Genomic DNA, 23,412 nt, shown 5'->3' on the forward strand with positions numbered 1-23,412 from the left:
GGTCCTCAGGACCGGCCCCCGCGGTGCGTTGTGCTCCCCCTGCGCCACCGGCCGGAGGTATCGTCGCCGAGTGGACCAGGACAGTGCGCCACAGAACGCGCATAACGGAAGCAGTGGGAGCGAAAGTGGCAGCGGGCACCCGGAGCCCGGAGGCACCGTGTGCTCCCTGTGCGGTGCGGTCGCCCAGGGGACGCCGCCGACCTGGACCTGTTCCGTGGAGGACGGCGTCCGGCTCTACCAGTGCGAGGACTGCGCGCGTGCCCACATCAGGTCGATCGAGGGGCGGCTCGACTCCTCCTGGTGGTAGCCCCCGGACACCGGCTCCGGACGGCCCGCCGGGGCGGCGGCCCGGCAGCAGGTTCAGCTCCCCGTCGTCTCCTGCGCGAACTCCTTGCCGCTGTCGCCGCCGGCCTCCTCGTCGCCGGCCACGCCCGCTTCGCCGTCCTGGTCGGCGAACCCCGGCAGCCACGCCTCCAGTTCGTCCCGCATCCGCACCGTCGCGTTCAGCTGGCAGAGCACGCCGATGGTGCTCAGTGTCACCCGGTGGATCAGCAGGTACGAGGGCGGCAGGTTCAGCTGCTTGGCCAACTGGTGTGCGGGGGAGCGGACATCGGCTATCCGCGCGGCCTGCGAGCGGATCCACCCCCGGCTGAAGGCGAACTCCTCCGCCTCGGCCGGTTCGATGATCGGCAGCAGATACTCGAGCACACCGTCCGGATCGAGGTCGATGGACTCCTTGACGAAACCCTCGTCGCACAGCAGCTGGTAGACCGCTTCGGCCTCGCCCTCCAGGGCGAGCCGCATGCAGGTGCCGATGGTCAAAGGGAAGCCGCCCGGCAGCCGGTCCACCGTGCCGAAGTCCAGCACGCCGAGCCGCCACTCGCCGCCGTCCTCGCCCGGCATCAGGCGGAAGTTGCCCGGGTGCGGGTCCGCGTGGAGCAGGCCCGTGCGGGCGGGACCGGAGAAGAGGAAGCCGGCGAGGAGTTGCCCCGCGCGGTCGCGCTCCTCGGGGGTGCCGTCGGCGATCACCTCCGAGAGCGGGATGCCGTCGATCCACTCGGTGACCAGGACCTGCTCGCACTGGTGCACCACATCGGGCACGAAGACGTCCGGATCGCCGGCGAACTCGGCGGCGTGCTCACGCTGGGAGGCGGCCTCCTGCTCGTAGTCCAGCTCCTCGGCGACTCGGTCGCGCAACTCCGTGATCAGAGGCTTCACGTCCATGCCAGGGATGAGCGGCCCCAACAGGCGGGCGAACCGGCTGAGCTGGGCCAGGTCCGACAGCAGGGCCTCTCCCGCTCCCGGGTACTGCACCTTGACCGCGACCGCGCGGCCGTCGTGCCACACGGCCCGGTGCACCTGCCCGATCGACGCGGCCGCCGACGGCTTGTCCTCGAACTCGGTGAACAGCTCGCGCCAGTCCTCGCCGAGGCGCTCGGCCAGGACCCCGTGCACGGTCGCGGTCGGCATCGGAGGCGCGGCGTCCTGCAGCTTGGTGAGCGCCGCCCGGTAGGGGCCCGCGACCTCCTCGGGGAGAGCGGACTCGAAGACGGACATCGCCTGACCGAACTTCATCGCGCCCCCCTTCAGCTCGCCGAGGACCTTGAACAGCTGCTCGGCGGTCCGCTGTTGCAGTTCGCGCGCCACGATCTCCGCGGACCGGCCGCCGATCCGCTTGCCGAGGCCCCATGTGGCGCGGCCGGCGATCCCCAGGGGCAGCGCCGCCAACTTGGCGGTACGGGTGACCGCCTTGCGGGGAAGATCAGACATACGCCCCTCCAAAACCCAGCCGGCCTGTCGCATGTGCCGCACGGCCTCGCACCGTTCACGGCGGTTACCCGGACATTGTCTCGCGTGCCGCGGGGATGTCCGAGGCGTGGTTCCCCTTACTTTTCGCCTCTGCCCGCTGTCCCTCGCGGCCGTCGGCAGCGCCGATTCCCCTACTGCCCCCAGAGGCGCCGCAGGGGCACTCCGGATGCGGCGTGATCCGCTCGGACCGCCACCGTACGCCGGGGAGCGTGACCTCCCAGCGGGCACCCGCACTTCCCGGCAGGTCGCCGTCGAGGAACGACAGGACATGGCAGGCCGCGAGGCCCGCCACCGTGGTGGCGAGAGCGATGTCACAGGCCGCCGGTACCGTGCGGCGCCGGCCGGAACGCCACTGCGCGAGCAGCAGCGACCGGGCGGGGTCCCGGGCGGACCGTCCGGACTCCAGGCACGAGGCGCAGGCCGTGCCCCCGGGCAGCACGAGGGGCCCGACCACACCCGTGGCCTCCACGACTCCCGCGTAGAGGTGGGGGACTCCGCTCGCCATCCAGTCCTCCGCGGGCAGCGGGTCCGGGGCGTACGCGCCGAGCCCGTCGCGCGGGGCCACGACGACCAGGGCCAGCCCCGGCGCACAGGGGCCGGTCTCCTCGGAGCGGGGCGGCCTGTCGGGCGCCGCTCTGCGCACCATGCGGCGGGCTGCCGTGTCCCGCCGTTCGCCGATCTCCTCGGGGGACAGCCCGCCCGGCGCCACGTCGCCCGGCTCGGTCAGCCCGCTCTCCCGCACCTCGACGCGCCCCACCCCCGCGGCCGAGAGAGTGGCGGCGACGAGCGAGCCGACCCGGCCCGCGCCGCGGACCATGACCCGGGCCGTGCGGCGTCCGGCCAGCCGCTCGATGGCGCCGCCGGGCTCGGGATGCACCACCGACAGGGAGGTCAGATCGGGGCGGAGCCGCTCCAGGGCGGCGGTCCGTCCGCGCAGGGCCACGGCCGCGGGGGTGCCGGCGGTCGTGTCGTCGAGCAGACCCGCTCCCGCGAGCCGCTGGACCAGCGCGTCCGCCCGGCCCTCCGGGAGCCCCATCGACCGCGCCGCGGCCCGTAACAGGTCCATGCCGCGGGTGCCGTCCAGCAGATCGATCAGCGATCCGGTCGCCGTGTCCACCGGGCCCACCGTCGTGGCGCGCTCCGGGGTCACCCCGAACTGGACCGACTGCCTGTCCCGCCAGGCCCGGCGCAGCGCGGGCTTCATCATCGGATGCATATCCGCCCCCGTCCTCTCCCGTGCTCTCCCGTCCCCGGGAAATCGGTCGTCGATTGCCGATGTGTTGTCAGAATGCCCCCGGCCGCCGGGGCGTGGGAAAAGTTGTCCACAGGCCCGGTGTATTAGTCGTTCGAATCGTGCGGTGATCGTGGAGCAGACGAGGGCAAGGAGTGGATCACGCGCTGAACCGCGTCCGGGGGGGGCTTCCCGCACGGGCAGCGGGTAACGTCGGAGCGTGTCCGTCGATCCGCCCCCTCGGCTCACCTCAGGGGAGACCCCACCGCGCGGCGCGGGACGCGCCCGGCGCGAGGCGAAGCGGCTCCCGCACCGTGCGGCGGCGGGTGCGGTCGAGGTCCGCCGGAGCGCGCGCCGCAGCAGGACCGTGTCCGCCTACCGCGAGGGCGACCGCACCGTCGTGCTCATCCCCGCCCGGATGTCCGAGGCCGAGGAGCGGCGCTGGGTGGCGGTGATGCTGGACAAGCTCGCGGCCCAGGAGAGCCGCCGCGTCTTCGGGGACGCCGAGCTCGCCGAACGCGCGACCCGGCTGTCCGGCCAGTACTTCGACGGGCGGGCGAAGCCGGTGTCCGTGCGATGGGTGACCAACCAGAACACGCGCTGGGGCTCCTGCACCCCCTCGGAGGGCAGCATCCGGCTCTCCCACCGTCTCCAGGGCATGCCGGAGTACGTCGTCGACTACGTCCTCCTCCACGAACTGGCGCATCTGCTGGTGCCGGGGCACGGTCCGCGGTTCTGGCGGCTGCTGGAGGCGTATCCGCGCACCGAGCGGGCCCGTGGATACCTGGAGGGCGTCGTCGCGGCGGGCCGGCTGCCGCACGGCCCGACCGCCGCGGACGGCTGACCGCGCCGCCCTGGAAGAGGCGTGCCCCCGACAGGAAAGCGTCCTAGGGGCGCGAACGGGCGCGAAAGGGCGCGTAACGAAGGAAAAGCGCGCGAAGGGGCGGGACGGCGCACCGGCGGAGTGCGGGCGGGGAGCAGGTGGCGCCGGCGAGGCGGCGCGCCGGTCGCGGCTGTACCGAAGCCGGGTCGCTCCTGTACCGAATGTGTACCGGCTTGGCTCAATGTCGCCGCAAGCGGTTAGCCTGGCGCGACGCATTCGAAATTCGGGATGGGGGACGGTCGTCACGTATGGCCAGGGAATTCCAACGCGGCCACAAGGCCAAGATCAGTGATCTCACTCAGGGAACGGATCTGTACGTCGGTGTGCAGATCTCCGCTCCGGGGCTGACCTTCGACATCAGCTGCTTCGGTCTCGACGCCGGCGAGCAGCTGTCGGACGACCGGTACTTCATCTTCTTCAACCAGCCGAAGTCGCCGGAGGAGTCCATCCAGCTGCTCGGCGCGCAGGCCGGCGACACGGAGTCGTTCCGCGTCACGCTCGACCGCATCCCCGCGAACCTCCACCGGCTCTCGTTCACCGCCACGATCGACGGCGCCGGACAGATGTCGCAGATCGGTCCGGGCTACATCCGCATCGTCGCCGGTGGCGAAGAGGTCGTCCGGTACGCCTTCGACGGCTCGGAGTTCACCACCGAGCGGGCCGTGATGCTCGGCGACTTCTACCTCAAGGACGTGTGGCGGTTCGCCGCGATCGGCCAGGGGTTCGACGGGGGCCTGGAGGCCCTGCTGAAGAACTTCGGAGGCGAGGTCGCCGAGGAGGAGCCCGCGCCGCAGCAGGCCCAGGCCGCCGCCCCCGGATTCGCCCCGCCCGCCGGCGCGGCGCCCGCGCCCGGCTTCGGCGCCCCGGCCGCCCCGCAGGCACCCCAGCCGGCACCGGCGCCCGGCTTCGGCGCCCCGCCCGCGCCCGCACCGGCGCCCCACGCACCGGCACCTCACGGGCCCGCACCGGGCCCGCAGATCCACGCCGCACCCACGATGGCCGCTCCGCTGGCACCGCCGGCGCCGTCCCCCTACGGACAGCCCCCGCAGCCGCCGCAGTTCGGCCAGGTGCCGGGTCAGCCGCCCGGCGGCGGCCAGATCCCCGGGCAGGTCCCGCCGCCGGCGCCGTACGGGCAGCAGCCGCAGGCCCCTTACGGCCAGCAGCCGCCTGCTCCCTACGGCCAGCAGCCTCCCGGCATGCCCCAGGGCGTTCCCCAGGGTGTGCCGCAGGCGGGAGCCGGACTCCAAGCCGCGCTCCAGTCCTACCGCGAGACGCCCACCGGCCAGCGGTGGACCCCGCAGAACCAGCAGCTCATGCGGGTCGACCTCACCATGGGCGGCTCCGGCGTGCTCGCCCGGCAGGGCAGCATGGTGATGTACCAGGGCAAGGTCGACTTCGGCTACAAGGGCGCCGGGTTCGCGGGCCGCATCGTCGGCAACGCCACGGGCCAGGAGATGCAGCTGATGCGCTGCACCGGCCGTGGCCAGGTCTTCCTCGCCGAGGAGGGTGCCCACCTGCACCAGATCGACCTGCAGGGCGACGGCATCTGCGTCTCCGCGGAGAACGTCCTCGCCTTCGACGAGACCCTGCAGTACGAGGTCCGGCGCATCGAGGGCCACGGCATCCCCGGCGGCGCGCTGTTCACGATGCTGTTCCACGGCACCGGCACCGTCGTCGTCAAGACCCACGGCGTTCCCGTGGTCCTGCCGGTCACGCCCACCACGTTCGCCGACTGCAACGCGGTCGTCGCCTGGTCGGCCGCCTCCCAGGTGATCCTCTCCAGCCAGGTCAGGCTGCGCCGGAACGCCTACCCGGGCCACAGCGGCGAGACCGTGAACCTCCAGTTCCGGGGCGCCCCCGGCAACTTCATCGTCGTCCAGCCCTACGAGGTCTGAGGGAGCCCGAAGAATGAACCAGCAACTCGCGGGCTACGCCCCGACCCCCGTGGCCGCACGGATGGAGAACCACGGCCGCACCATGCTGAAGGTCGCCATGGCCTCCGGCCAGGACCTCTACGCACGCACCGGCTCGATGGTCGCCTACGAGGGCTTCGTGCAGTACGAGCCCAACCCGCCGGCCGTCCGCCAGGTTGCCGCGCAGTGGGTCACCGGCGAGGGCGCGCCCATCATGAAGTGCTCCGGCGACGGTCTGCTCTACCTCGCCGACTACGGCGCCGACGTCGTCGTCATCAACCTCGACAACGACTCGCTCTCGGTCAACGGCACCAACCTCCTCGCCTTCGACGCCCACCTCCAGTGGGGTGTGGAGAAGGTCAAGGGCCTGGCGAAGTTCGCCGGCCAGGGCCTGTGGAACGTCGAGATCGCCGGTACCGGCTGGGTCGCCCTGACCTCGCGCGGCACCCCGATCGTCGTCGACTGCGGACGCGGCGAGGACGAGACCTACGTCGACCCCGACGCCCTCGTCGCCTGGTCCCCGAACCTCAAGGTGAAGGGCAAGCGGAGCTTCAAGGCCTCCTCGCTGATCGGGCGGGGCAGCGGAGAGGCGTACCAGATGGCCTTCTCCGGCCAGGGCATCGTCGTCGTACAGCCGAGCGAGGACAGCACCGACCGCCTGCGGGTCCGGGGCTGAGGGGAAGCGGGAACAGACCATGCAGAGTTCGCTTTTCGCCCACGGGGAGCAGCAGTCCCAGGAGCGGTACGTCGTCCAGAACCCGCAACTGCTGCGGGTGGCCCTCACCGGCCACGACGACGTCCTCGCCCGCAAGGGCGCGATGGTGGCGTACCAGGGGCTGATCGACTTCGACGGCGAGTACCAGACGAGCGGCCAGCGCCGCGCCCGGGCCAACACCGGTGAGGGTCTGGACCTGATGCGCTGCTCGGGCCAGGGCACCGTCTACTTCGCCAACCTCGCGCAGTACGTCCATGTCGTCGACGTGGACCAGGAGGGCATGACGGTCGACAGCGCGTACGTGCTCGCGCTCGACTCCGGGCTGCACACCGAGGTCATCGCGGTGGACAGCCAGTACGGCATCTCGGGCTCCGGCAAGTACCAGCTGAACATCTCCGGCAGGGGCAAGGTCGCGCTGATGACCTCCGGCCAGCCGCTGATGATGCACGTCACCCCGGACAAGTACGTCAACGTCGACGCGGACGCGATCGTCGCCTGGTCCTCGGGCCTGCGGGTGCAGATGCAGGCGCAGACCCACTCGTCGAACGTGCGCCGCCGCCGCGGCAACACCGGTGAGGGCTGGGAGCTGAGCTTCCTCGGCCAGGGGTTCGCGCTGGTCCAGCCCAGCGAGGTCATGCCCCCGCAGCACGCCGATCTCGGCCAGGGGGCCCGCGCCCAGTTCGGCGTCGGCCAGCACGGTTCGCACGCGCAGAACCAAAACAACGCCTGGAACTGACCCCCTGCCGGGACGGTCGGGAGGCATCCACAGGGGCGGTCGCCGGGCGACCGCCCCTGCGGCGTGTCACGGCGGGCTCGGCCGGGGCGGAGCAGGGCCCGGCCCCGTGTGTCGGAGCAGGGCCCGGCCCCGTGTCAGAGCAGGGCCCGGGTCCGCTCCAGCAGCCTCACCACCGAGGCGTCCGCCACGCCGGCCACCTCGTCCCAGCCGAACCAGCGGAGGTCGAGCGACTCCTCGCTGACGGTCTCGACGGCTCCGGGCGGCGCGAGCGCCGCGTACTGCACGTCCAGATGGCGGTGGCACGGCGGCGGGATGGCGTGGCTGTCCAGGGTGACCGGGCCGCCCGGGAGCAGCGTGAGACCGGGGATGCCGGACTCCTCCGTCGCCTCGCGCAGCGCGGCCCCGGCGAGGGACGAGTCGCCCGGTTCGCAGTGGCCGCCCATCTGGAGCCACATGCCGAGCTTCCTGTGCAGTGTCAGGAGCACCTTCCCGCGCTCCGGGTCCACCACCAGCGCGCTGGCCGTCAGGTGCCCGGCACCGCAGGACTTCCACATGCCGTCCGGGTGCGCCGACAGATGGCCGAGGTAGCCGTCCCGCAGGGCGTTCTGCTCGTCATCGCGGCCCTGGTAGCCCTTGAGCACCAGGGCCGCGTCGTCGTGGAGGCTCACCGGCCGGCGTCGCCCTTGTCCTCGTCGTCGCCGCCGGAGCGGTCCTGCCCGTCCCCGGCGTCCTTGCCTTCAGCGGCGCCTTCCGTGGTGTCCTTGCCGTCGGCGCCGCCGTCCGCGGTGCCCTTCCCCGCACCCGCCGGGCCGTCCGCGGCCGGCGCGTCCTTGGGGGCCGCCGCCTCCCCGAGCATCTTGTCCAGCTCCGAGAAGTCGAGCTGCTCGCGGTGCACGAAGCCGTCGGGATCGTCCAGGTCGGTCGCGGTCGGCAGCATGTCGGGGTGCTCCCACAGGGCGTCCCGGCCGTCGACGCCGCGGGCGTCGGTGAGCGAGGCCCACAGGCGCGAGGCGTCCCGGAGCCGCCGCGGACGCAGCTGCAGACCGATCAGGGTCGCGAACGTCTGCTCGGCCGGGCCGCCGGACGCCCGGCGCCTGCGCAGGGTCTCCCGCAGCGCGCCCGCCGAGGTGAGGCGGTTCGACGCGGCCGCGTGGACGACGGCGTCGACCCAGCCCTCGACCAGGGCGAGAGCGGTCTCCAGGCGGGCGAGGGCCGCCTTCTGCGCCGGGGTGTCCTCCGGCTGGAACATGCCCTGCTGGAGTGCTTCCTGGAGCTGCTCCGGGTGGGTCGGGTCGAACTGGCCGACCACGTCCTCCAGCTTGCTCGTGTCGACCTTGATGCCCCGGGCGTAGCCCTCGACGGCGCCGAACAGATGCGAGCGCAGCCACGGCACGTGCGCGAAGAGCCGCTGGTGGGCGGCCTCGCGCAGGGCGAGGTAGAGCCTGACCTCCTCCTTGGGCACCCCGAGGTCCTTGCCGAGGGCCTCGACGTTCAGCGGGAGGAGGGCGGCCTTGCCGGCCGGGCCGAGCGGCAGGCCGATGTCGGTCGAGCCGACCACCTCGCCCGCCAGCACGCCGACGGCCTGGCCGATCTGCTGACCGAACATCGCGCCGCCCATGGAGCGCATCATCCCGAGCAGCGGGCCCGCCATGGCCTGCATCTCCTCGGGCAGCACGTCGCCCATGGCGACGCCGACCCGCTCCGCGACCGGGTCCACGAGCTGCTGCCACGCCGGCAGGGTCGCCTCGACCCATTCCGCGCGGCTCCACGCCACGGCGGTGCTCGCGCCGGACGGCAGCGAGGTCGCGCCGTCCAGCCACAGGTCGGCGAGGCGCACGGCCTCCTCGACGGCGGTGCGGTCGACCGGGGAGACGCTGCTGTCCTTGGTGCCGTCCGCCGTGCCCTGGGCGACCGTCTGGCGGGCGATCTGCTTGGCCATGTCCCAGTTCACGGGGCCGCCCTCGTAGCTCAGCATCTGGCCGAGCTGCTGGAACGCGGCGCCCAGGTCGTTCGGGTTCAGCGACCCGAACATGGCGGCGAAGGGGTTGTCACCGCCTTCCCCGCCGAAACCGAAGCCGAACGGGTTGGCCGGGGACCCGCCGGAGCCCTGGCCACCTCCGCCGGGATTCTTCTTCTTGCCCTCGTCGCCGTTCTCCGGCTCCTCCGGCGGAAGGCCGAATCCGAATGGGGTGTCACTCACGGGTTTCCTCGGCTCGTAGGGCCGTCGGCTGACCGCCGACGGCGTTTGCCCGACATCACCACCCAGCCTAAGCGGCCGGACGGCCCGGCCGCCGGGGACACCGGGAGCGGCTTGCGGCCTCGGTGCCCCGGTCGCCGACGGCCTGCGGCAGGATGGACGTCACCTGGTGCGTATGCGTCATGCGCTTGCGTACTGAAGACAACCGCTGGAGACGCCTGGTGAGTTCCCCAGATCCGCAGGTTCGCGCAGCGCGAAACCGCTCAACCCCGGCCGGGGGCCGCGGCCCCGTGGTGGCCGTCACCGGCGCCGCGACCGGCGTCGGCGACCTGCTCACACGGCGTCTGGCGGCGTCGGACGAGGTCAGGCAGGTGCTCGCGATCGACGAGCGCAGGGGCGAGGTCCCCGAGGCGCACTGGCACGTCCTGGACGTCCGCGACCCGGCCATCGCCGAGAAGCTGCGCGGCGCCGACGTCGTCGTCCACCTCGCGCTCGACCTGGACCTGGAGTCGGACGCGGCGGCCCGCACCGCGTACAACGTCCGCGGCACCCAGACGGTGCTGACCGCGGCCGCCGCCGCGGGCGTGCACCGGGTCGTCCTGTGCACCTCGGCCATGGTCTACGGGGCACTGCCGGACAACGACGTCCCGCTCTCCGAGGACGCCGAGCTCAAGGCCACGGCCGAGGCGACCGGGGTCGGCGACCTGCTGGAGATCGAACGCCTCGCCCGCCGCGCGCCGCGCGCCCATCCGGGCCTGAACGTGACGGTGGTCCGCCCCGCCGTGCTGGTCGGCGGCACGGACACCGCGCTGACCCGGTACTTCGAGTCGCCCCGGCTGCTCGTGGTCGCCGGATCCCGCCCGACCTGGCAGTTCTGCCACGTCGACGACCTGGTGACCGCGCTGGAGTACGCGGCGCTGGAGAAGGTCGAGGGCGAGCTCGCGGTCGGCTGCGACGGCTGGCTGGAGCAGGAGGAGGTGGAGGAGCTCAGCGGGATCCGCCGCATGGAGCTGCCCTCCGCGGTCGCGCTCGGGGCCGCCGCCCGCCTCCACCGGATCGGCCTCACCCCGTCCCCGGCCGGGGACCTCGCGTACACGATGCACCCCTGGGTGGTGAGCGTGAGCCGGCTGCACGATGCGGGCTGGCGCCCCCGCTGGACGAACGAGGAGGTGCTCGCCGCGCTCCTGGAAGAGGTGGAGGGCCGGCACACGGTCGCGGGACGCCGGCTGGGCCGCAAGGACGCCACGGCCGCCGGCGCCGCCGGCGCCACCGTCGCCCTGCTGGGCACGGCCGCGCTGGTGCGGCGCGCCCGGAAGGCCCGCCGGAGGATCTGAGGCGGCGGCGCGGCCCCGCCCGGCATGCCCGCTGCCGGGCCGGTGGCGGCCCCACGGGCCCGCCCGCGGCGCCGGGCCGGGGCGGGCCGGTGGCAGTCCCCGGTGCACGCCGGGCCGGTGGCGGCCCCCGGCGCCGCGCCGCTGTAGGACCGTCCAAGGGGGCTCCCGGCGATCCGTCGGAGGGTCCATTGGGCGGTGCCCCCGGCGTGCGGCACGATGGGGCCATGGCACGCACGTACGAGCACCCCGGTGAGCACGCGGCGCAGGACCCGGTCCGGCTGATCGCGATCCGCGAGACGCCGCTCTCCGTCGACGAGGTCTTCGCCGCGGTCGGCGACGACGCGGCGGGCGGCACCGCCCTCTTCGTCGGCACCGTCCGCAACCACGACGGCGGCGCGGACGTCGCCGACCTCGGCTACTCCTGCCACCCGAGCGCGGAGGCCGTGATGCGGGGGATCGCCGAGAAGGTGGCGGCGGAGTACCCCGTTCGGGCGCTCGCCGCCGTCCATCGTGTGGGTGACCTCGCGGTGGGTGACCTGGCCGTGGTGGTCGCCGTGTCGTGCCCCCACCGGGGCGAGGCGTTCGAGGCGTGCCGCAAGCTGATCGACGACCTCAAGCACGAGGCCCCCATCTGGAAGCACCAGCGCTTCTCCGACGGCTCCGAGGAGTGGGTGGGCGCCTGATCCCGGGCGCCCGGAGCCCCGGTCGCTGACGGCGCGTCAGTCCGTTCGTGTGGATCATGCCGGCCGAAACCCGCCCGGACCCCATCCGCCCCGATTTGCGTAACCCCACCCCTGCCGTGAGCGTTGATCTCGCGGATGACTAATCTGCTGATCACTCAGTCGCTTTCGCTCATGGGGTAGGGAGGTCGCGATGGCAGTTCTGGCCTGGTTGCTGATTCCGCTTTTCGCTGCTGTCGGTGCTGCGATATGGGCGAGCTGGGCCTCGCGCAACCGCACCAGCGGGGACGTCGCCGAGCTCGCGGGTTACGCGCGGTTCCGCGACGCCATGGAGAAGGCGGCCTCCGGTACGGACGCCGTGCGGAACTGACCCGCCCGCCTCCCGGGCCGGCGGCCCTCCGGCGGACCGGCCCCGCACCTCCTCGCACAGGCTCGTCCCGTACTGTCGTTCCATGCCACGCCGCACCGCGACGATGCTCGCCTCCACCCTGGTCTTCATCGCACTGCTGTGCGCGGGTGTGTTCTTCAAGGTCCCCTACGCGGAGATGTCCCCGGGGCCCACGGTGAACACCCTGGGATCCGCCGACGGCGAGCCGGTGCTCCAGATCTCCGGCCGCAAGACGTACCCCGCCACCGGTCATCTCAACATGACGACCGTCAGGGTGACCGGCGCGGACTACCGGATGAACCTCTTCGAGGCGATGTACGGCTGGCTCGCCCACGACAACGTGGTCGTCCCGCACGAGACCCTCTACCCGGACGGCAAGACCGAGGAGGAGTCGACCCAGGAGAACGCCGAGGAGTTCAGCCAGTCCCAGGAGAGCGCCAAGGTCGCCGCCCTGCGCGAGCTGGACATCCCGGTGAAGTCCCGGGTGGTCGTCGCCACGGTCGTCAAGGACTCGCCCGCCGAGGGCACCCTGCACGCGGGCGACGTGATCCGGGCGGTCGACGGCACCCCGATCGAGAAGCCGGGCGACGTGGCCGAGCAGGTGGTCAAGCACAAGCCCGGCGAGAAGGTCGTCTTCACGATCGTCCCGGCCGACGACGCGGCCGCCGCCGAGAAGGCCGGCAAGGAGCCGGAGGGCACCGAGAAGGTCACCGTCACCACGGCGAAGGCACCGGACGACGGCCGCGCGATCGTCGGCATCGCGGCGGGCACGGACCACACCTTCCCGTTCACCATCGACATCCACCTGGCCGACGTCGGGGGCCCCAGCGCCGGCCTGATGTTCTCGCTGGGCATCGTCGACAAGCTCACGCCCGGGAACCTGACCGGCGGGAAGTTCGTCGCGGGCACCGGGACGATCGACGACAGCGGCAAGGTCGGCCCGATCGGCGGCATCGAGATGAAGCTGGTGGGTGCGCGGAACGCGGGAGCCGAGTACTTCCTCACCCCCGAGGGCAACTGCGCCACGGCCGCGTCCGACATCCCGGACGGTCTGAAGCTGGTCAAGGTGGGGACGATCGACGACGCGACCAGCTCCCTGGAGAAGATCCGCAGCGGCGAGACGGCAGGTCTGCCGAGCTGCTCGGCGGGCTGACCCCGGACGCCGTCCCGGCCGCGGACGGGCTGCCACCGGCACGCGCGAGGCGCCCCCCGACCCGTCGTCGGGGGGCGCCTCGCGCGTGACAGGGCGGACCCGGGGTCCGTGCGGCTCAGTCCTCGAAGGTCGCCGCCAGCGCCTCCGCGAGGCCGGGGACGAGCCCGCCGCCGGTGAGCACCTCCGTCGGGGAGTCCTTCTCGCGCAGCCGCAGGGCGGACTCGCGGCTGCCGTCCCGCAGCACGGCGACCGTCATCCGGACCTCCTGGCGGTCGGGGTGCGAGGCGACCCACTCGGTCAGGGCGGCGTCGTCCAGCCCCTCGGGGACGGCCCTCTCCGCGGACGACGGGAGCATCAGCCGCTCCACGGTGAGTGCGCACCCGGCCACCGCGTCGGGCCATGCGAGCGTGCCCAGGAACTCGTCCAGCGGGGTGCCCGCGGGGATCTCGTCCTGCTCGACGGGGGTCAGGGCCGCCGCCGAGTCCCCCTTGTCGAGGCCGAGCTGGGCGGCGAGGGAGGGCTCCTGGCTGCGCAGCCGCGCGGTGTCGACCAGGGCGAACAGGCGGGCCGGCTGGTCCCAGCCGAGGCCGGACGCGTACTCGTCGATCTCGAGCACGGCCCGGGTGAGCGGGGTGGCCGCCATGGGAGCCGCGGGCGGCTGGTTGTCGGGGGTCGGTGCTGAAGCGTTGGACATGGCCAATATCCTGCCTCCTTCCTGCCCCGCTGCGGGAACTAGGTAAAGCCTCGGTAAGTTGCATGAGTGGGGCTCTACGATCGCGGGGCCCGTTCCACACGATCGCGACTTCGAGGTGCGCACGTTGGCTTTCCAGATGCCGGACCGCGGCGGAGGCCCGACCGGGCCACGGATCAGAGTGGGCCGGCCGTCCCGGCGTGTCCGCACCCTGCTCATGACACTGGGCGTCCTGGCCGCGCTGGCCATGGTGTTCGTCATGTTCGCCGGGTTCTGGACGGACTGGCTGTGGTACCGCTCCGTCAGGTACTCCTCCGTCTTCACGACCACCCTGTGGACCAAGATCGGACTGTTCGCCGTCTTCGGCCTGCTCATGGCGGGAGCCGTCGGCCTGAACGTCTGGCTGGCGCACCGGCTGCGGCCGCCGCTCAGCGCGATGTCGCTGGAGCAGCAGAGCCTCGACCGGTACCGCATGGGCATCGCCCCGTACAAGAAGTGGGTCCTGCTCGGGGTCACCGCTCTCGTCGGGCTGATCGCCGGTGCCTCCGCGACCAGCCAGTGGCGCACCTGGCTCATGTGGGTCAACGGCGTGCCCTTCGGCGAGAAGGACCCCCAGTTCGGCATGGACGTGGCGTTCTACGCCTTCGACCTGCCCTGGTACCGCTTCCTGCTGGGCTTCGGCTTCGCGGCCGTCGTGCTCTCGCTGATCGCCGCCGCGCTGACCCACTACCTGTACGGCGGGCTGCGCATCACCAGCCCGGGCGCCCGTGCCACCGGCGCGGCGACGGGCCACCTGTCGGTGCTGCTCGGCATCTTCGTGGCGCTCAAGGCCGTCGCGTACTGGCTCGACCGGTACGGGCTCGCGGTGAAGTCCAGTGACTTCAAGGCGACGAGCAACTGGACCGGCCTGCGGTACGTCGACGCCAACGCCTACCTGCCGGCGAAGACGATCCTCTTCTGCATCGCCATCATCTGCGCGGTGCTGTTCTTCGCCACGCTGTGGCGCCGCACCTGGCAGCTCCCGGTGATCGGCTTCGGGCTGATGGTCCTGTCGGCCATCCTGATCGGCGGCCTCTACCCGGCCATCGTCCAGAAGTTCCAGGTCCAGCCGAACGAGCAGGCCAAGGAAGCCCAGTACATCCAGAAGAACATCGACGCGACCCGCAAGGCGTACGGGATCGACGGCGTGAAGCCGACGGACTACACGGGCCGCGGCGAGATCAAGGACCCGAAGTCGCAGCGCGCCCAGGCGGACGCGGCCGCGAGCTACCGGATCAACGACCCGAACATCGTCTCGCCCACGTTCCAGCAGCTGGAGCAGGAGCGGAAGTACTACCAGTTCCCCGCGACGCTGGACGTCGACCGGTACAACGGCCAGGACACGGTCATCGGTCTGCGTGAGCTCAACCTCCAGGGCGTCGACAAGCGCAACTGGATCAACGACCACTTCACCTACACCCACGGGTACGGTGCGGTCGCCGCGAAGGGCACGGAGACGGCCAAGGGCACCTCGGGCGCCCCGGAGTTCACCGAGTCCGGCCTGCCGTCGAAGGGCAACCTCGGCGACTACGAGCAGCGGATCTACTACGGCGAGAAGACCACGCAGTACTCGATCGTCGGCGGGCCCCAGAAGGAGCTCGACTACGAGAAGGACGGCGGCGGCCAGGTCACCACGAGCTACGACGGCAAGGGCGGCATCGACCTCTCCAGCCCGCTCAACCGCGCCGCCTACGCGGTCTCCTTCAGCGAGCCGCAGATCCTGTACTCGGGAGCCATCGGCGAGGGCTCGCAGATCCTCTACAACCGCACGCCCAAGGAGCGCGTCGAGGCGGTCGCCCCGTGGCTGACCATCGACGGCGACGCCTACCCGGCGGTCGTGGGCAAGCGGATCCAGTGGGTCATCGACGCGTACACGACGACCAACGGCTATCCGTACGCCTCGCGGACCACGCTCGGCGACACCACCGCGGACTCGCTGACCGACCGGCAGCGCGCGGTCGTCGCCCAGCAGAACCAGGTCAACTACATCCGCAACTCGGTGAAGGCGACCGTCGACGCCTACGACGGCACCGTCACGCTGTACGAGTGGGACGAGAACGACCCGGTCCTGAAGACCTGGAAGAAGGCCTTCCCCGGCACCGTCAAGGACAAGGCGGACATCCCCGAGGAGCTGCAGGCCCACCTGCGGTACCCGCAGGACATGTTCAAGGTCCAGCGGGAACTGCTGAGCCTCTACCACGTCACCGAGCCCGCCCCGTTCTACAACGCGAGCGACGCCTGGCAGGTCCCGAACGACCCGACCAAGTCGGACAACAACGCGGTCCCGCCGTACTACCTGTCGATGAAGCTGCCCGGGCAGACCGAGCAGCAGTTCTCACTGACGACGACGTTCACCCCCAGCGGGCGGCCCAACCTGCGGGCGTTCATGGCGGTCGACGCCGACGCCAACAGCAAGGACTACGGCAAGATCAGACTCATGCGGGTCACCGACGACAAGGTCGACGGCCCGGAGCAGATCCAGAGCCGGCTCAACCGCCACGACCCGATCGCCAACTTCGTCCGCGACCTCAAGGGCGCCGACTCGACGATCAAGTACGGCAACCTGCTGACCGTTCCGCTGGACAGCGGCTTCCTGTACGTCGAGCCCATCTACGCCCAGGGCCGCGGCTCGGAGTACCCGCTGCTGAGCAAGGTGGCGGTGGTCTACGGCCAGAAGATCGGGTTCGCCAACGACCTCGGCGGCGCGCTCTCCCAGGTCTTCGGCGAGGCGGGAGCCGACGAGGGCACCACCCCGCCCTCCGATCCCGACCAGCCGCCGGCCGATCCGGACCAGCCGCCCGCCAGCGGCGACGCCCAGCTGAAGGACGCCATCGCCGACGCGCAGCAGGCCTACGCGGACGGCGAGGAGGCCATCAAGAAGGGCGACTGGACGGCCTACGGCAAGGCCCAGGACGACCTCAGGGACGCCCTCCAGCGGGCCGCCGACGCCGAGGCCAGACTGAAGGAAGAGGCGCCGCAGAACGAGTGACCGCGCCGGCCGCCGCCGGCCACCGCCCATGCGGAGGCCGGCGGCGGACAGGCCCCCTCCCGCGCCGTGATACGGTGAGATCACAACGACGCGGGGTGGAGCAGCTCGGTAGCTCGCTGGGCTCATAACCCAGAGGTCGCAGGTTCAAATCCTGTCCCCGCTACTGAAGAAGAGGGCCCGGATCCTTCAGGATCCGGGCCCTCTTCGTGTTGCGCCCGTGTCCGCCGGGGCGACTCCTTCGAGGGCACCCGTGCCGAAGTGCGTGCCGGAGGGCACGAGTTGGTGCCTGCCGTGTTTGACTTATCTCTCTGTGGGCATGTCGACAAAACGCTGAAGTGACCTCACTGGCTGCGGTATACCAGGTGTACGCGGGTTGCGGGTGGTGCGACGATGGAATTTATGGGGGACAGGGCAACTCTGTTGGAGACAGGGCGGTTTGTGCAGCCGCATTCCGGCAATGCGGCGGACGCGATGCAGGGGCTCGACGGTGTCGAGCCGGGCATCGGCCGCAGCGACGGCACCGCCGACGCCGAGGAGACCGCCGGCGCCGAGGCGCGCCACCGCGGTGCCGCCGACGGGGGCGACATCGCGTCGATGAGCGTGCTGGGCGCGCTGCTGCTGCGCCGGGGCGATCTGGACGGCGCCGAGCCGTACCTGCGCGGCGCCACCGCCGACGGCGACCGGGCGGCCGCCAACAACCTGGGCGTGCTGCTGCACCAGCGCGGCTACGCCGACGAGGCGGCGGGCTGGTGGCGGATCGCCGCCGTCGCCGGTTCCGCGGCCGCCGCGCACGCGCTGGGGCGCCACTTCCGCGAGCGCGGTGACGAGCCGGCCGCCGAGTACTGGCTGCGCCAGTCCGCCGAGCAGGGCCACGCCCTGGGCGCCTACGCGCTGGCCGACCTGCTGGAGCACCGCGGCGACACCGGTGCCGAGCGCTGGCTGCGCACCGCCGCCGAGCAGGGCCACCGCGAGGCCGCCTACCGGCTGGCGCGGGCCCTGGAGAGCCGTGCCGCGCAGGAGGGCCGTCCGCAGGCCGACGCCCTGGGCGAGCCCGCGCGCGCGGTCGCCGAAGGCGCCGCGGGCGGGGACGCCGGAGGCGTCCCCCGTCCCCGGGCCGGTCCGGCCGGCGGCGGAGCACATGCCGGCCGGGACGGGGACCCCGCCGGGAGCGGCCCCCGCGCCGCGGCCGGACGCGACGGCCGGACGGCCGCGGAGGCCGAAGCCGGTCCGGCCGGCCTCGTCGGCCAGGCCGCCCAGTGGTACCGGCAGGCCGCCGCCCGTGGACACCGCAGGGCCGCGCTGCACCTCGGCGCGATCCTCGAGAAGCGCGGTGAGCTCAAGGAGGCCGGGCGCTGGTACCTGACGGCCGCCAGGGACGGCGAGCCCCGCGCGGCGTGCGCCCTGGGCTTCCTGCTGCGGGACGCCGGTGACGAGGAGAGCGCCGCCGTCTGGTGGCTGCGCGCCGCCCAGGACGGCGACGGGAACGCCGCCAACGCACTGGGCGCCCTGCACGCCGCCCGCGGCGAACAGCAGACCGCCGAGCGGTGGTACCGGGCCGCCATGGACGCGGGTGACGTCAACGGCGCCTACAACCTCGGGCTGCTCTGCGCCGCCCAGGACCGTACGCCGCAGGCCGAGCAATGGTACCGGCGTGCCGCCTACGCGGGGCACCGGGAGGCGGCCAACGCGCTCGCCGTCCTGCTGCTCCAGGCCGGCGACCCGGTCGGGGCGGAGCCCTGGTTCTCCAAGGCGGCCGAGGCCGGCAGCGTGGACGCCGCGTTCAACCTGGGCATCCTCCACGTCGGCCGGGACGACGACCGGACGGCGCTGACCTGGTACGAGCGGGCCGCGGCGGCGGGCCACACCGAGGCGGCGCTCCAGGTGGGCATCGCCCGGCTCCGCGACGGCGACGAGCACGAGGCCGAGCGGCATCTGCGCTGCGCCGCCGGCGGCGGCAGCGCGGAGGCGGCGTTCCGGCTGGCCACGGTGCTCGACGCGCGGCAGCCGCCGCCGGGCCCGCCGGCCCTGGGGGAGACCCGGGCGGAGAAGACCGAGTGCGAGGAGTGGTACGAGCGCGCAGCCGAGCAGGGGCACCGGCGTGCCCAGGTCCGGGTCGGCATGCTGGCCGCCGCGCGCGGCGACATGGAGGACGCGGCCCGCTGGTACCGCGAGGCGGCCGAGTCCGGCAGCCGCAGCGGCGCCTTCAACCTGGGGCTGCTGCTCGCCCGTGAGGGCAGCGAGCGGGAGGCGTCGCTGTGGTGGACGCGCGCCGCGCGCGCCGGGCACGGCCGGGCGGCTCTGCGGCTGGCCCTGCTCGCCGCCCGCCGGGGCGACCTGGCCGAGGGGCAGCACTGGTGCGCCAAGGCGGTGGAGCTGGGGCCCGACGAGGTCGCCGAGCGCGCCGCGAAGCTGCGCGAGGCGCTGCTCCAGGAGCTGACGGCCTGAGGGCCGGGGCGGACCGGCCGGCCCGCCCCGGTGGGGCGTGCCGGGTCACGCCGAAGCGATTTGCGCTGGTCGACGGGGTGCCGTAAGGTTGTGTTCACCGACGCGGGGTGGAGCAGCTCGGTAGCTCGCTGGGCTCATAACCCAGAGGTCGCAGGTTCAAATCCTGTCCCCGCTACTGAAACCGAAGGCCCGGATCCTCAAAAGATCCGGGCCTTCGGCGTGTCCGGGGATGCCTGCCAGGGGGCGGCGCCCCCGGATGCGTGAGGGCCCCGGACACCGCCCGTGTCCGGGGCCCTCACGCATCATGCTCTAGGCGGCCGCGCAGGCGGGGCAGGTGCCCCGGTAGGTGACCTCGACGTCCGAGACGGTGAAGCCGAAGCGCTCCGAGTCGGGCAGGTCCGCCAGGGGATCGCCCGCGGGGTGGACGTCCCGGATGGCACCGCACCGCGCGCAGACCAGGTGCTGGTGCGGCCGGTGGGCGTTGGGGTCGTAGCGCTTGACGCGGCGGTCGGTCGACACCTCGAGCACTTCGCCGAGGGTGACCAGCTCACCGAGGGTGTTGTAGACGGTGGCCCGGGAGATCTCGGGCAGTCGCTCCACGGCGCGTGCGTGGACCTCGTCGGCCGTCAGATGGACGTGCTCGCCGTCGAGGACCTCGGCCACGACGCGCCGCTGGGCGGTCATGCGCCAGCCGCGTCCGCGCAGTCGTTCCAACAGGTCGCTCATGAGGACAGCGTAACAGCGCGTCCCGCCAATCCCGAACATGTGTGACTTTGGATGCCTGATTGACTTGGACAAAGTCCATTGTAGGATCGAGTCAGGCATACGGCGTGGACAGGCGGCGTGTGCGGACGACCACGCAGGACAGACGCAGGAGGCGCACGTGACGCAGGGACCGCTGACCACCGAGGCCGGAGCTCCGGTCGCCGACAACCAGAACAGCGAGACCGCGGGCGTCGGCGGGCCGGTGCTCGTCCAGGACCAGCTCCTGCTGGAGAAGCTCGCCCACTTCAACCGCGAGCGCATCCCGGAGCGGGTGGTCCACGCCCGCGGCGCCGGGGCGTACGGCACCTTCACGGTGACCGCCGACGTGACGCGGTACACCCGGGCGGCGTTCCTCTCCGAGGTCGGGAAGGAGACCGAGACGTTCCTCCGCTTCTCCACCGTCGCGGGCAACCTCGGCTCGGCGGACGCGGTGCGCGACCCCCGCGGCTGGGCGCTGAAGTTCTACACCGAGGAGGGCAACTACGACCTCGTCGGCAACAACACCCCGGTCTTCTTCATCAAGGACGCCATCAAGTTCCCGGACTTCATCCACACCCAGAAGCGCGACCCGTACACGGGCAGCCAGGAGGCGGACAACGTCTGGGACTTCTGGGGGCTCAGCCCCGAGTCGACCCACCAGGTGACCTGGCTCTTCGGCGACCGGGGCATCCCCGCCTCCTACCGCCACATGGACGGCTTCGGCTCCCACACGTTCCAGTGGAACAACGAGGCGGGCGAGGTCTTCTGGGTCAAGTACCACTTCAAGACCGACCAGGGCATCAGGAACCTCACGCAGGAGGAGGCCGACCGGCTCGCCGGCCAGGACCCGGACTCCCACCAGCGCGACCTCCGGGAGTCCATCGAGCGCGGCGACTTCCCGAGCTGGACGGTCTACGTCCAGATCATGCCCGCGGCCGAGGCGGCGGCGTACCGCTTCAACCCGTTCGACCTCACCAAGGTGTGGCCGCACGCCGACTACCCGCGCATCGAGATCGGCAGGCTGGAGCTCAACCGCAACCCGGAGAACGTCTTCGCCGAGGTCGAGCAGTCGGTCTTCAGCCCGGCGCACTTCGTGCCCGGCATCGGCCCGTCCCCGGACAAGATGCTCCAGGGCCGGCTGTTCGCCTACGGCGACGCCCACCGCTACCGCGTCGGCATCAACGCCGACCACCTGCCGGTCAACCGCCCCCACGCGACCGAGGCGCGGACGCACGGCCGGGACGGCTTCCTCTACGACGGCCGCCACAAGGGTGCGAAGAACTACGAGCCCAACAGCTTCGGCGGGCCGGCCGAGACCGGCCGGGCGCTGTGGTCCGCCGTGCCGGTCACCGGCGCCACCGGCGACCACCCGGCCGCGGTGCACGCCGAGGACGACGACTTCGTCCAGGCGGGCAACCTCTACCGGCTGATGTCCGAGGGCGAGCGGGAGCGTCTCGTCGGCAACCTGGCGGGCTTCATCGCCAAGGTGTCCCGCGACGACATCGCCGAGCGCGCGATCGGCAACTTCCGCCGCGCGGACGACGACTTCGGCAAGCGTCTGGAAGCCGCGGTCCAGGCCCTGCGCGGCTGACCCGCCTGCCGTCGGCCCGAGGCCGGACCCCCGTCCACCGGGGGTCCGGCCTCGGTGTTCCGGTGCCGGGGTCAGCCCGCGACGGTCCCGGCGTGGCGCCTGGCGGGCACCCAGCAGCGGATGATGTCGCGGACGGAGACGATGCCCACCGGGCCGCCCCGGTCCATCACGATGAGATGCCGGAAGCCGCCGTGCGTCATCGCCTCGGCCGCCTCCTCCAGGGTCCACGCGGGCGCGGCGAAGACGACATCGGTCGTGGTGTGGGCTCCGGCGGTCTCGAGGTCGGGGTTCTGGCCTGCGCCGATCGCGTTGAGGACGTCCCGTTCGGTGAGGATGCCGAGACTCGAATCGCCGTCGAGGACGACGGCCGCTCCGACGCGGCGCGCGGCCATCAGGCCGGCCGCCTGCCGGAGTGTGTGGGCAGGCCCGATGGTCAGGACCACCGTGCTCATGGCGTCACGGACGAGCATGGACTTGAGCCACCTCCTTCGTGACCGGATCTCCGCTGGAGAACCGATTCACAAGTTCACAAGTGGGGGAGGTCATCAGAGTCCCAGCAGCGGGGGCGCGCGGCAAGAGGGCGTGCGGCATCTGTCCCGCACGCCCCGTGAAGCCGCTGGTGGTGCGCCCGGGCGCACGCGATACCGCCCTCGCGGGCGTCAGCGGCGCTGGTTCAGATGACCGAGCAGCTCCCGGTGGAGCAGGCCGTTGGAGGCGGCGGCGTTCCCGCTGTGCGGGCCGGGGGTGCCGTCGAGGCCGGTGTACACGCCGCCGGCCTCCTGGACGACGATCGCCGGCGCCGCCATGTCCCACAGGGAGAGTTCGGGCTCCGCACAGATGTCGACCGAGCCCTCGGCGACCATCATGTACGACCAGAAGTCGCCGTAGCCGCGGGTGCGCCAGCACGCCCGGGTCAGGTCCAGGAAGCCGGCCAGCCGCCCCTGCTCCTCCCAGCCGCTCAGCGAGGAGTACGCGAAGGACGCGTCCCGCATGCGCTCCACCTTCGACACCCGCAGCCGCGTCGCCGACGACAGGCTCCGCCCGGTGTACGCCCCCGCTCCCTTCGCCGCCCACCACCGGCGGCCCAGGGCGGGAGCCGACACCACGCCCACCACCGGCTGGTAGCCGCCCTCGCCCGCCTCCATGAGGGAGATCAGGGTGGCCCACACCGGCACGCCGCGCACGTAGTTCTTGGTGCCGTCGATCGGGTCGACCACCCAGCGGCGCGGGCCCGTGCCCTCGATGCCGTACTCCTCGCCGAGGATCGCGTCACGCGGCCGCGCCCGCTGCAACTGCCCCCTGATCAGCTCCTCCGCGGCCTTGTCCGCCTCGCTCACCGGCGTCATGTCCGGCTTCGTCTCGACCTTGAGGTCGAGCGCCTTGAAGCGCTCCATGGTGACGGCGTCGGCGGCGTCCGCGAGGACATGGGCGAGGCGCAGATCATCGTGGTAGTCGGGCATGGCGTCACTCTATCGGTGCCGTTCGCGGCACCCGCCGGGCGGCGTGGGGGCGTGCGGCGCGGGACGCCTCGACAGGTCCGGCCCCGTGCCGGCGCTGCTGCGACGGGCCACCCGGCGGCCGGGGCGCGGCCCTGTCCGGCAGGCGCGGCGCCGGCCGGGCGGGGCCCCGGTCGGCGGCCGTGCCCGCGGCGCGTGAAGCCCTGCTCGACGCCGCGCCCGAGGAGCTGTGGGGCGCGGCCCTGGTCCGGTGTGCGGATGGCGGACGTCGCCACGTCGGCGTGGGGCCGCGTCGTGAGGGCCTGCTCGCGGTGGCCGGCCGGGGCGGCGGCCGCGGCGCGCGCTGCGCCCGGAGCCGGGCCGCCGTGCGGGGCCGTCGTCCTCGCGCGCCGGACCGGCCGGTCGCTCCGCCGCCGC

20 protein-coding genes and 2 tRNA genes are annotated in these 23,412 nt (G+C 72.7%); 14 read left to right on the top strand and 8 right to left on the bottom strand.

Annotation, left to right across the window (positions count from 1 at the left end):
• Positions 1–70 precede the first annotated feature (70 nt).
• Positions 71–307, top strand: coding sequence for a hypothetical protein (locus tag IAG43_RS35215; protein ID WP_425508614.1), 237 nt, complete (start codon positions 71–73; stop codon positions 305–307).
• 53 nt (positions 308–360) lie between these two features.
• On the opposite strand, the gene IAG43_RS21250 is transcribed toward IAG43_RS35215, so the two are convergent.
• Together IAG43_RS21250 and IAG43_RS21255 are read right to left on the bottom strand one after the other, a co-directional pair.
• Complete coding sequence (locus IAG43_RS21250; RefSeq protein WP_187742292.1) at positions 361–1,770, bottom strand: ABC1 kinase family protein; 1,410 nt, start codon at positions 1,768–1,770, stop codon at positions 361–363.
• A gap of 64 nt (positions 1,771–1,834) precedes the next feature.
• Positions 1,835–3,025, bottom strand: coding sequence for a TOMM precursor leader peptide-binding protein (locus tag IAG43_RS21255; RefSeq protein WP_187742293.1), 1,191 nt, complete (start codon positions 3,023–3,025; stop codon positions 1,835–1,837).
• Positions 3,026–3,260: 235 nt separating this feature from the next.
• Here IAG43_RS21255 and IAG43_RS21260 point away from each other — a divergent pair, with 235 nt between their 5' ends.
• The 4 genes from IAG43_RS21260 to IAG43_RS21275 all read left to right on the top strand — a co-directional run bounded on the left by IAG43_RS21260 (position 3,261) and on the right by IAG43_RS21275 (position 7,287).
• A complete protein-coding gene (locus IAG43_RS21260; protein WP_187742294.1) occupies positions 3,261–3,884 on the top strand; it encodes a M48 metallopeptidase family protein in 624 nt (207 codons plus the stop codon).
• A 287-nt stretch (positions 3,885–4,171) separates the two neighbouring features.
• A complete protein-coding gene (locus tag IAG43_RS21265; RefSeq protein ID WP_187742295.1) occupies positions 4,172–5,818 on the top strand; it encodes a TerD family protein in 1,647 nt (548 codons plus the stop codon).
• A 13-nt stretch (positions 5,819–5,831) separates the two neighbouring features.
• The gene (locus IAG43_RS21270) at positions 5,832–6,512 is read left to right on the top strand and encodes an AIM24 family protein (protein WP_187742296.1); all 681 of its coding nucleotides are present in this window, start codon (positions 5,832–5,834) and stop codon (positions 6,510–6,512) included.
• Between the two features lie 19 nt (positions 6,513–6,531).
• Positions 6,532–7,287, top strand: a complete 756-nt coding sequence (locus IAG43_RS21275; protein ID WP_187742297.1) for an AIM24 family protein — start codon at positions 6,532–6,534, stop codon at positions 7,285–7,287.
• Positions 7,288–7,421: 134 nt separating this feature from the next.
• Here IAG43_RS21275 and IAG43_RS21280 read toward each other — a convergent pair whose 3' ends face one another.
• Both IAG43_RS21280 and IAG43_RS21285 read right to left on the bottom strand, forming a co-directional pair.
• Positions 7,422–7,955, bottom strand: coding sequence for an NUDIX hydrolase (locus IAG43_RS21280; RefSeq protein ID WP_187742298.1), 534 nt, complete (start codon positions 7,953–7,955; stop codon positions 7,422–7,424).
• Positions 7,952–9,487, bottom strand: a complete 1,536-nt coding sequence (locus tag IAG43_RS21285; protein WP_187742299.1) for a zinc-dependent metalloprotease — start codon at positions 9,485–9,487, stop codon at positions 7,952–7,954. Before IAG43_RS21285 ends, IAG43_RS21280 begins: the two co-directional genes overlap by 4 nt.
• 218 nt (positions 9,488–9,705) lie before the next feature.
• On the opposite strand from IAG43_RS21285, the gene IAG43_RS21290 reads away from it, so the two are divergent.
• From IAG43_RS21290 to IAG43_RS21305, 4 genes are all read left to right on the top strand, one after another.
• Positions 9,706–10,818: an SDR family oxidoreductase gene (locus IAG43_RS21290; RefSeq protein WP_187742300.1), complete on the top strand. Its 1,113-nt coding sequence runs from the start codon at positions 9,706–9,708 to the stop codon at positions 10,816–10,818.
• 224 nt (positions 10,819–11,042) lie between these two features.
• The gene (locus IAG43_RS21295; RefSeq protein ID WP_187742301.1) at positions 11,043–11,501 is read left to right on the top strand and encodes a molybdenum cofactor biosynthesis protein MoaE; all 459 of its coding nucleotides are present in this window, start codon (positions 11,043–11,045) and stop codon (positions 11,499–11,501) included.
• A 190-nt stretch (positions 11,502–11,691) separates the two neighbouring features.
• Positions 11,692–11,868, top strand: coding sequence for a hypothetical protein (locus IAG43_RS21300; protein WP_187283196.1), 177 nt, complete (start codon positions 11,692–11,694; stop codon positions 11,866–11,868).
• A gap of 82 nt (positions 11,869–11,950) precedes the next feature.
• Positions 11,951–13,039: a YlbL family protein gene (locus tag IAG43_RS21305; protein ID WP_187742302.1), complete on the top strand. Its 1,089-nt coding sequence runs from the start codon at positions 11,951–11,953 to the stop codon at positions 13,037–13,039.
• A 115-nt stretch (positions 13,040–13,154) separates the two neighbouring features.
• On the opposite strand, the gene IAG43_RS21310 is transcribed toward IAG43_RS21305, so the two are convergent.
• Entirely contained in the window at positions 13,155–13,733 is a 579-nt protein-coding gene (locus tag IAG43_RS21310) for a PPA1309 family protein (RefSeq protein ID WP_246574488.1), read from the bottom strand.
• A 136-nt stretch (positions 13,734–13,869) separates the two neighbouring features.
• On the opposite strand from IAG43_RS21310, the gene IAG43_RS21315 reads away from it, so the two are divergent.
• The 4 genes from IAG43_RS21315 (at position 13,870) to IAG43_RS21330 (ending at position 19,378) form a co-directional block, all read left to right on the top strand.
• Complete coding sequence (locus IAG43_RS21315) at positions 13,870–16,758, top strand: UPF0182 family membrane protein (protein ID WP_187744568.1); 2,889 nt, start codon at positions 13,870–13,872, stop codon at positions 16,756–16,758.
• A gap of 89 nt (positions 16,759–16,847) precedes the next feature.
• Positions 16,848–16,921: transfer RNA gene (locus tag IAG43_RS21320), tRNA-Met, on the top strand.
• A gap of 227 nt (positions 16,922–17,148) precedes the next feature.
• Positions 17,149–19,203: an SEL1-like repeat protein gene (locus tag IAG43_RS21325; protein ID WP_187742303.1), complete on the top strand. Its 2,055-nt coding sequence runs from the start codon at positions 17,149–17,151 to the stop codon at positions 19,201–19,203.
• Between the two features lie 101 nt (positions 19,204–19,304).
• Positions 19,305–19,378 (top strand) — tRNA-Met (locus IAG43_RS21330).
• Positions 19,379–19,512: 134 nt separating this feature from the next.
• Here the strand turns inward: IAG43_RS21330 and IAG43_RS21335 are convergent.
• The gene (locus IAG43_RS21335; protein ID WP_187742304.1) at positions 19,513–19,929 is read right to left on the bottom strand and encodes a Fur family transcriptional regulator; all 417 of its coding nucleotides are present in this window, start codon (positions 19,927–19,929) and stop codon (positions 19,513–19,515) included.
• Between the two features lie 157 nt (positions 19,930–20,086).
• On the opposite strand from IAG43_RS21335, the gene IAG43_RS21340 reads away from it, so the two are divergent.
• Complete coding sequence (locus tag IAG43_RS21340) at positions 20,087–21,538, top strand: catalase (RefSeq protein WP_187742305.1); 1,452 nt, start codon at positions 20,087–20,089, stop codon at positions 21,536–21,538.
• Between the two features lie 71 nt (positions 21,539–21,609).
• Here the strand turns inward: IAG43_RS21340 and IAG43_RS21345 are convergent, their stop codons facing one another.
• Both IAG43_RS21345 and hisN read right to left on the bottom strand, forming a co-directional pair.
• Complete coding sequence (locus IAG43_RS21345) at positions 21,610–22,008, bottom strand: CBS domain-containing protein (protein WP_187742306.1); 399 nt, start codon at positions 22,006–22,008, stop codon at positions 21,610–21,612.
• A gap of 189 nt (positions 22,009–22,197) precedes the next feature.
• Positions 22,198–22,998, bottom strand: coding sequence for a histidinol-phosphatase (hisN, locus tag IAG43_RS21350; protein ID WP_187742307.1), 801 nt, complete (start codon positions 22,996–22,998; stop codon positions 22,198–22,200).
• Positions 22,999–23,412: the final 414 nt, after the last annotated feature.

It is taken from the genome of Streptomyces genisteinicus, assembly GCF_014489615.1.
In the GTDB taxonomy this organism is placed as follows: domain Bacteria; phylum Actinomycetota; class Actinomycetes; order Streptomycetales; family Streptomycetaceae; genus Streptomyces; species Streptomyces genisteinicus.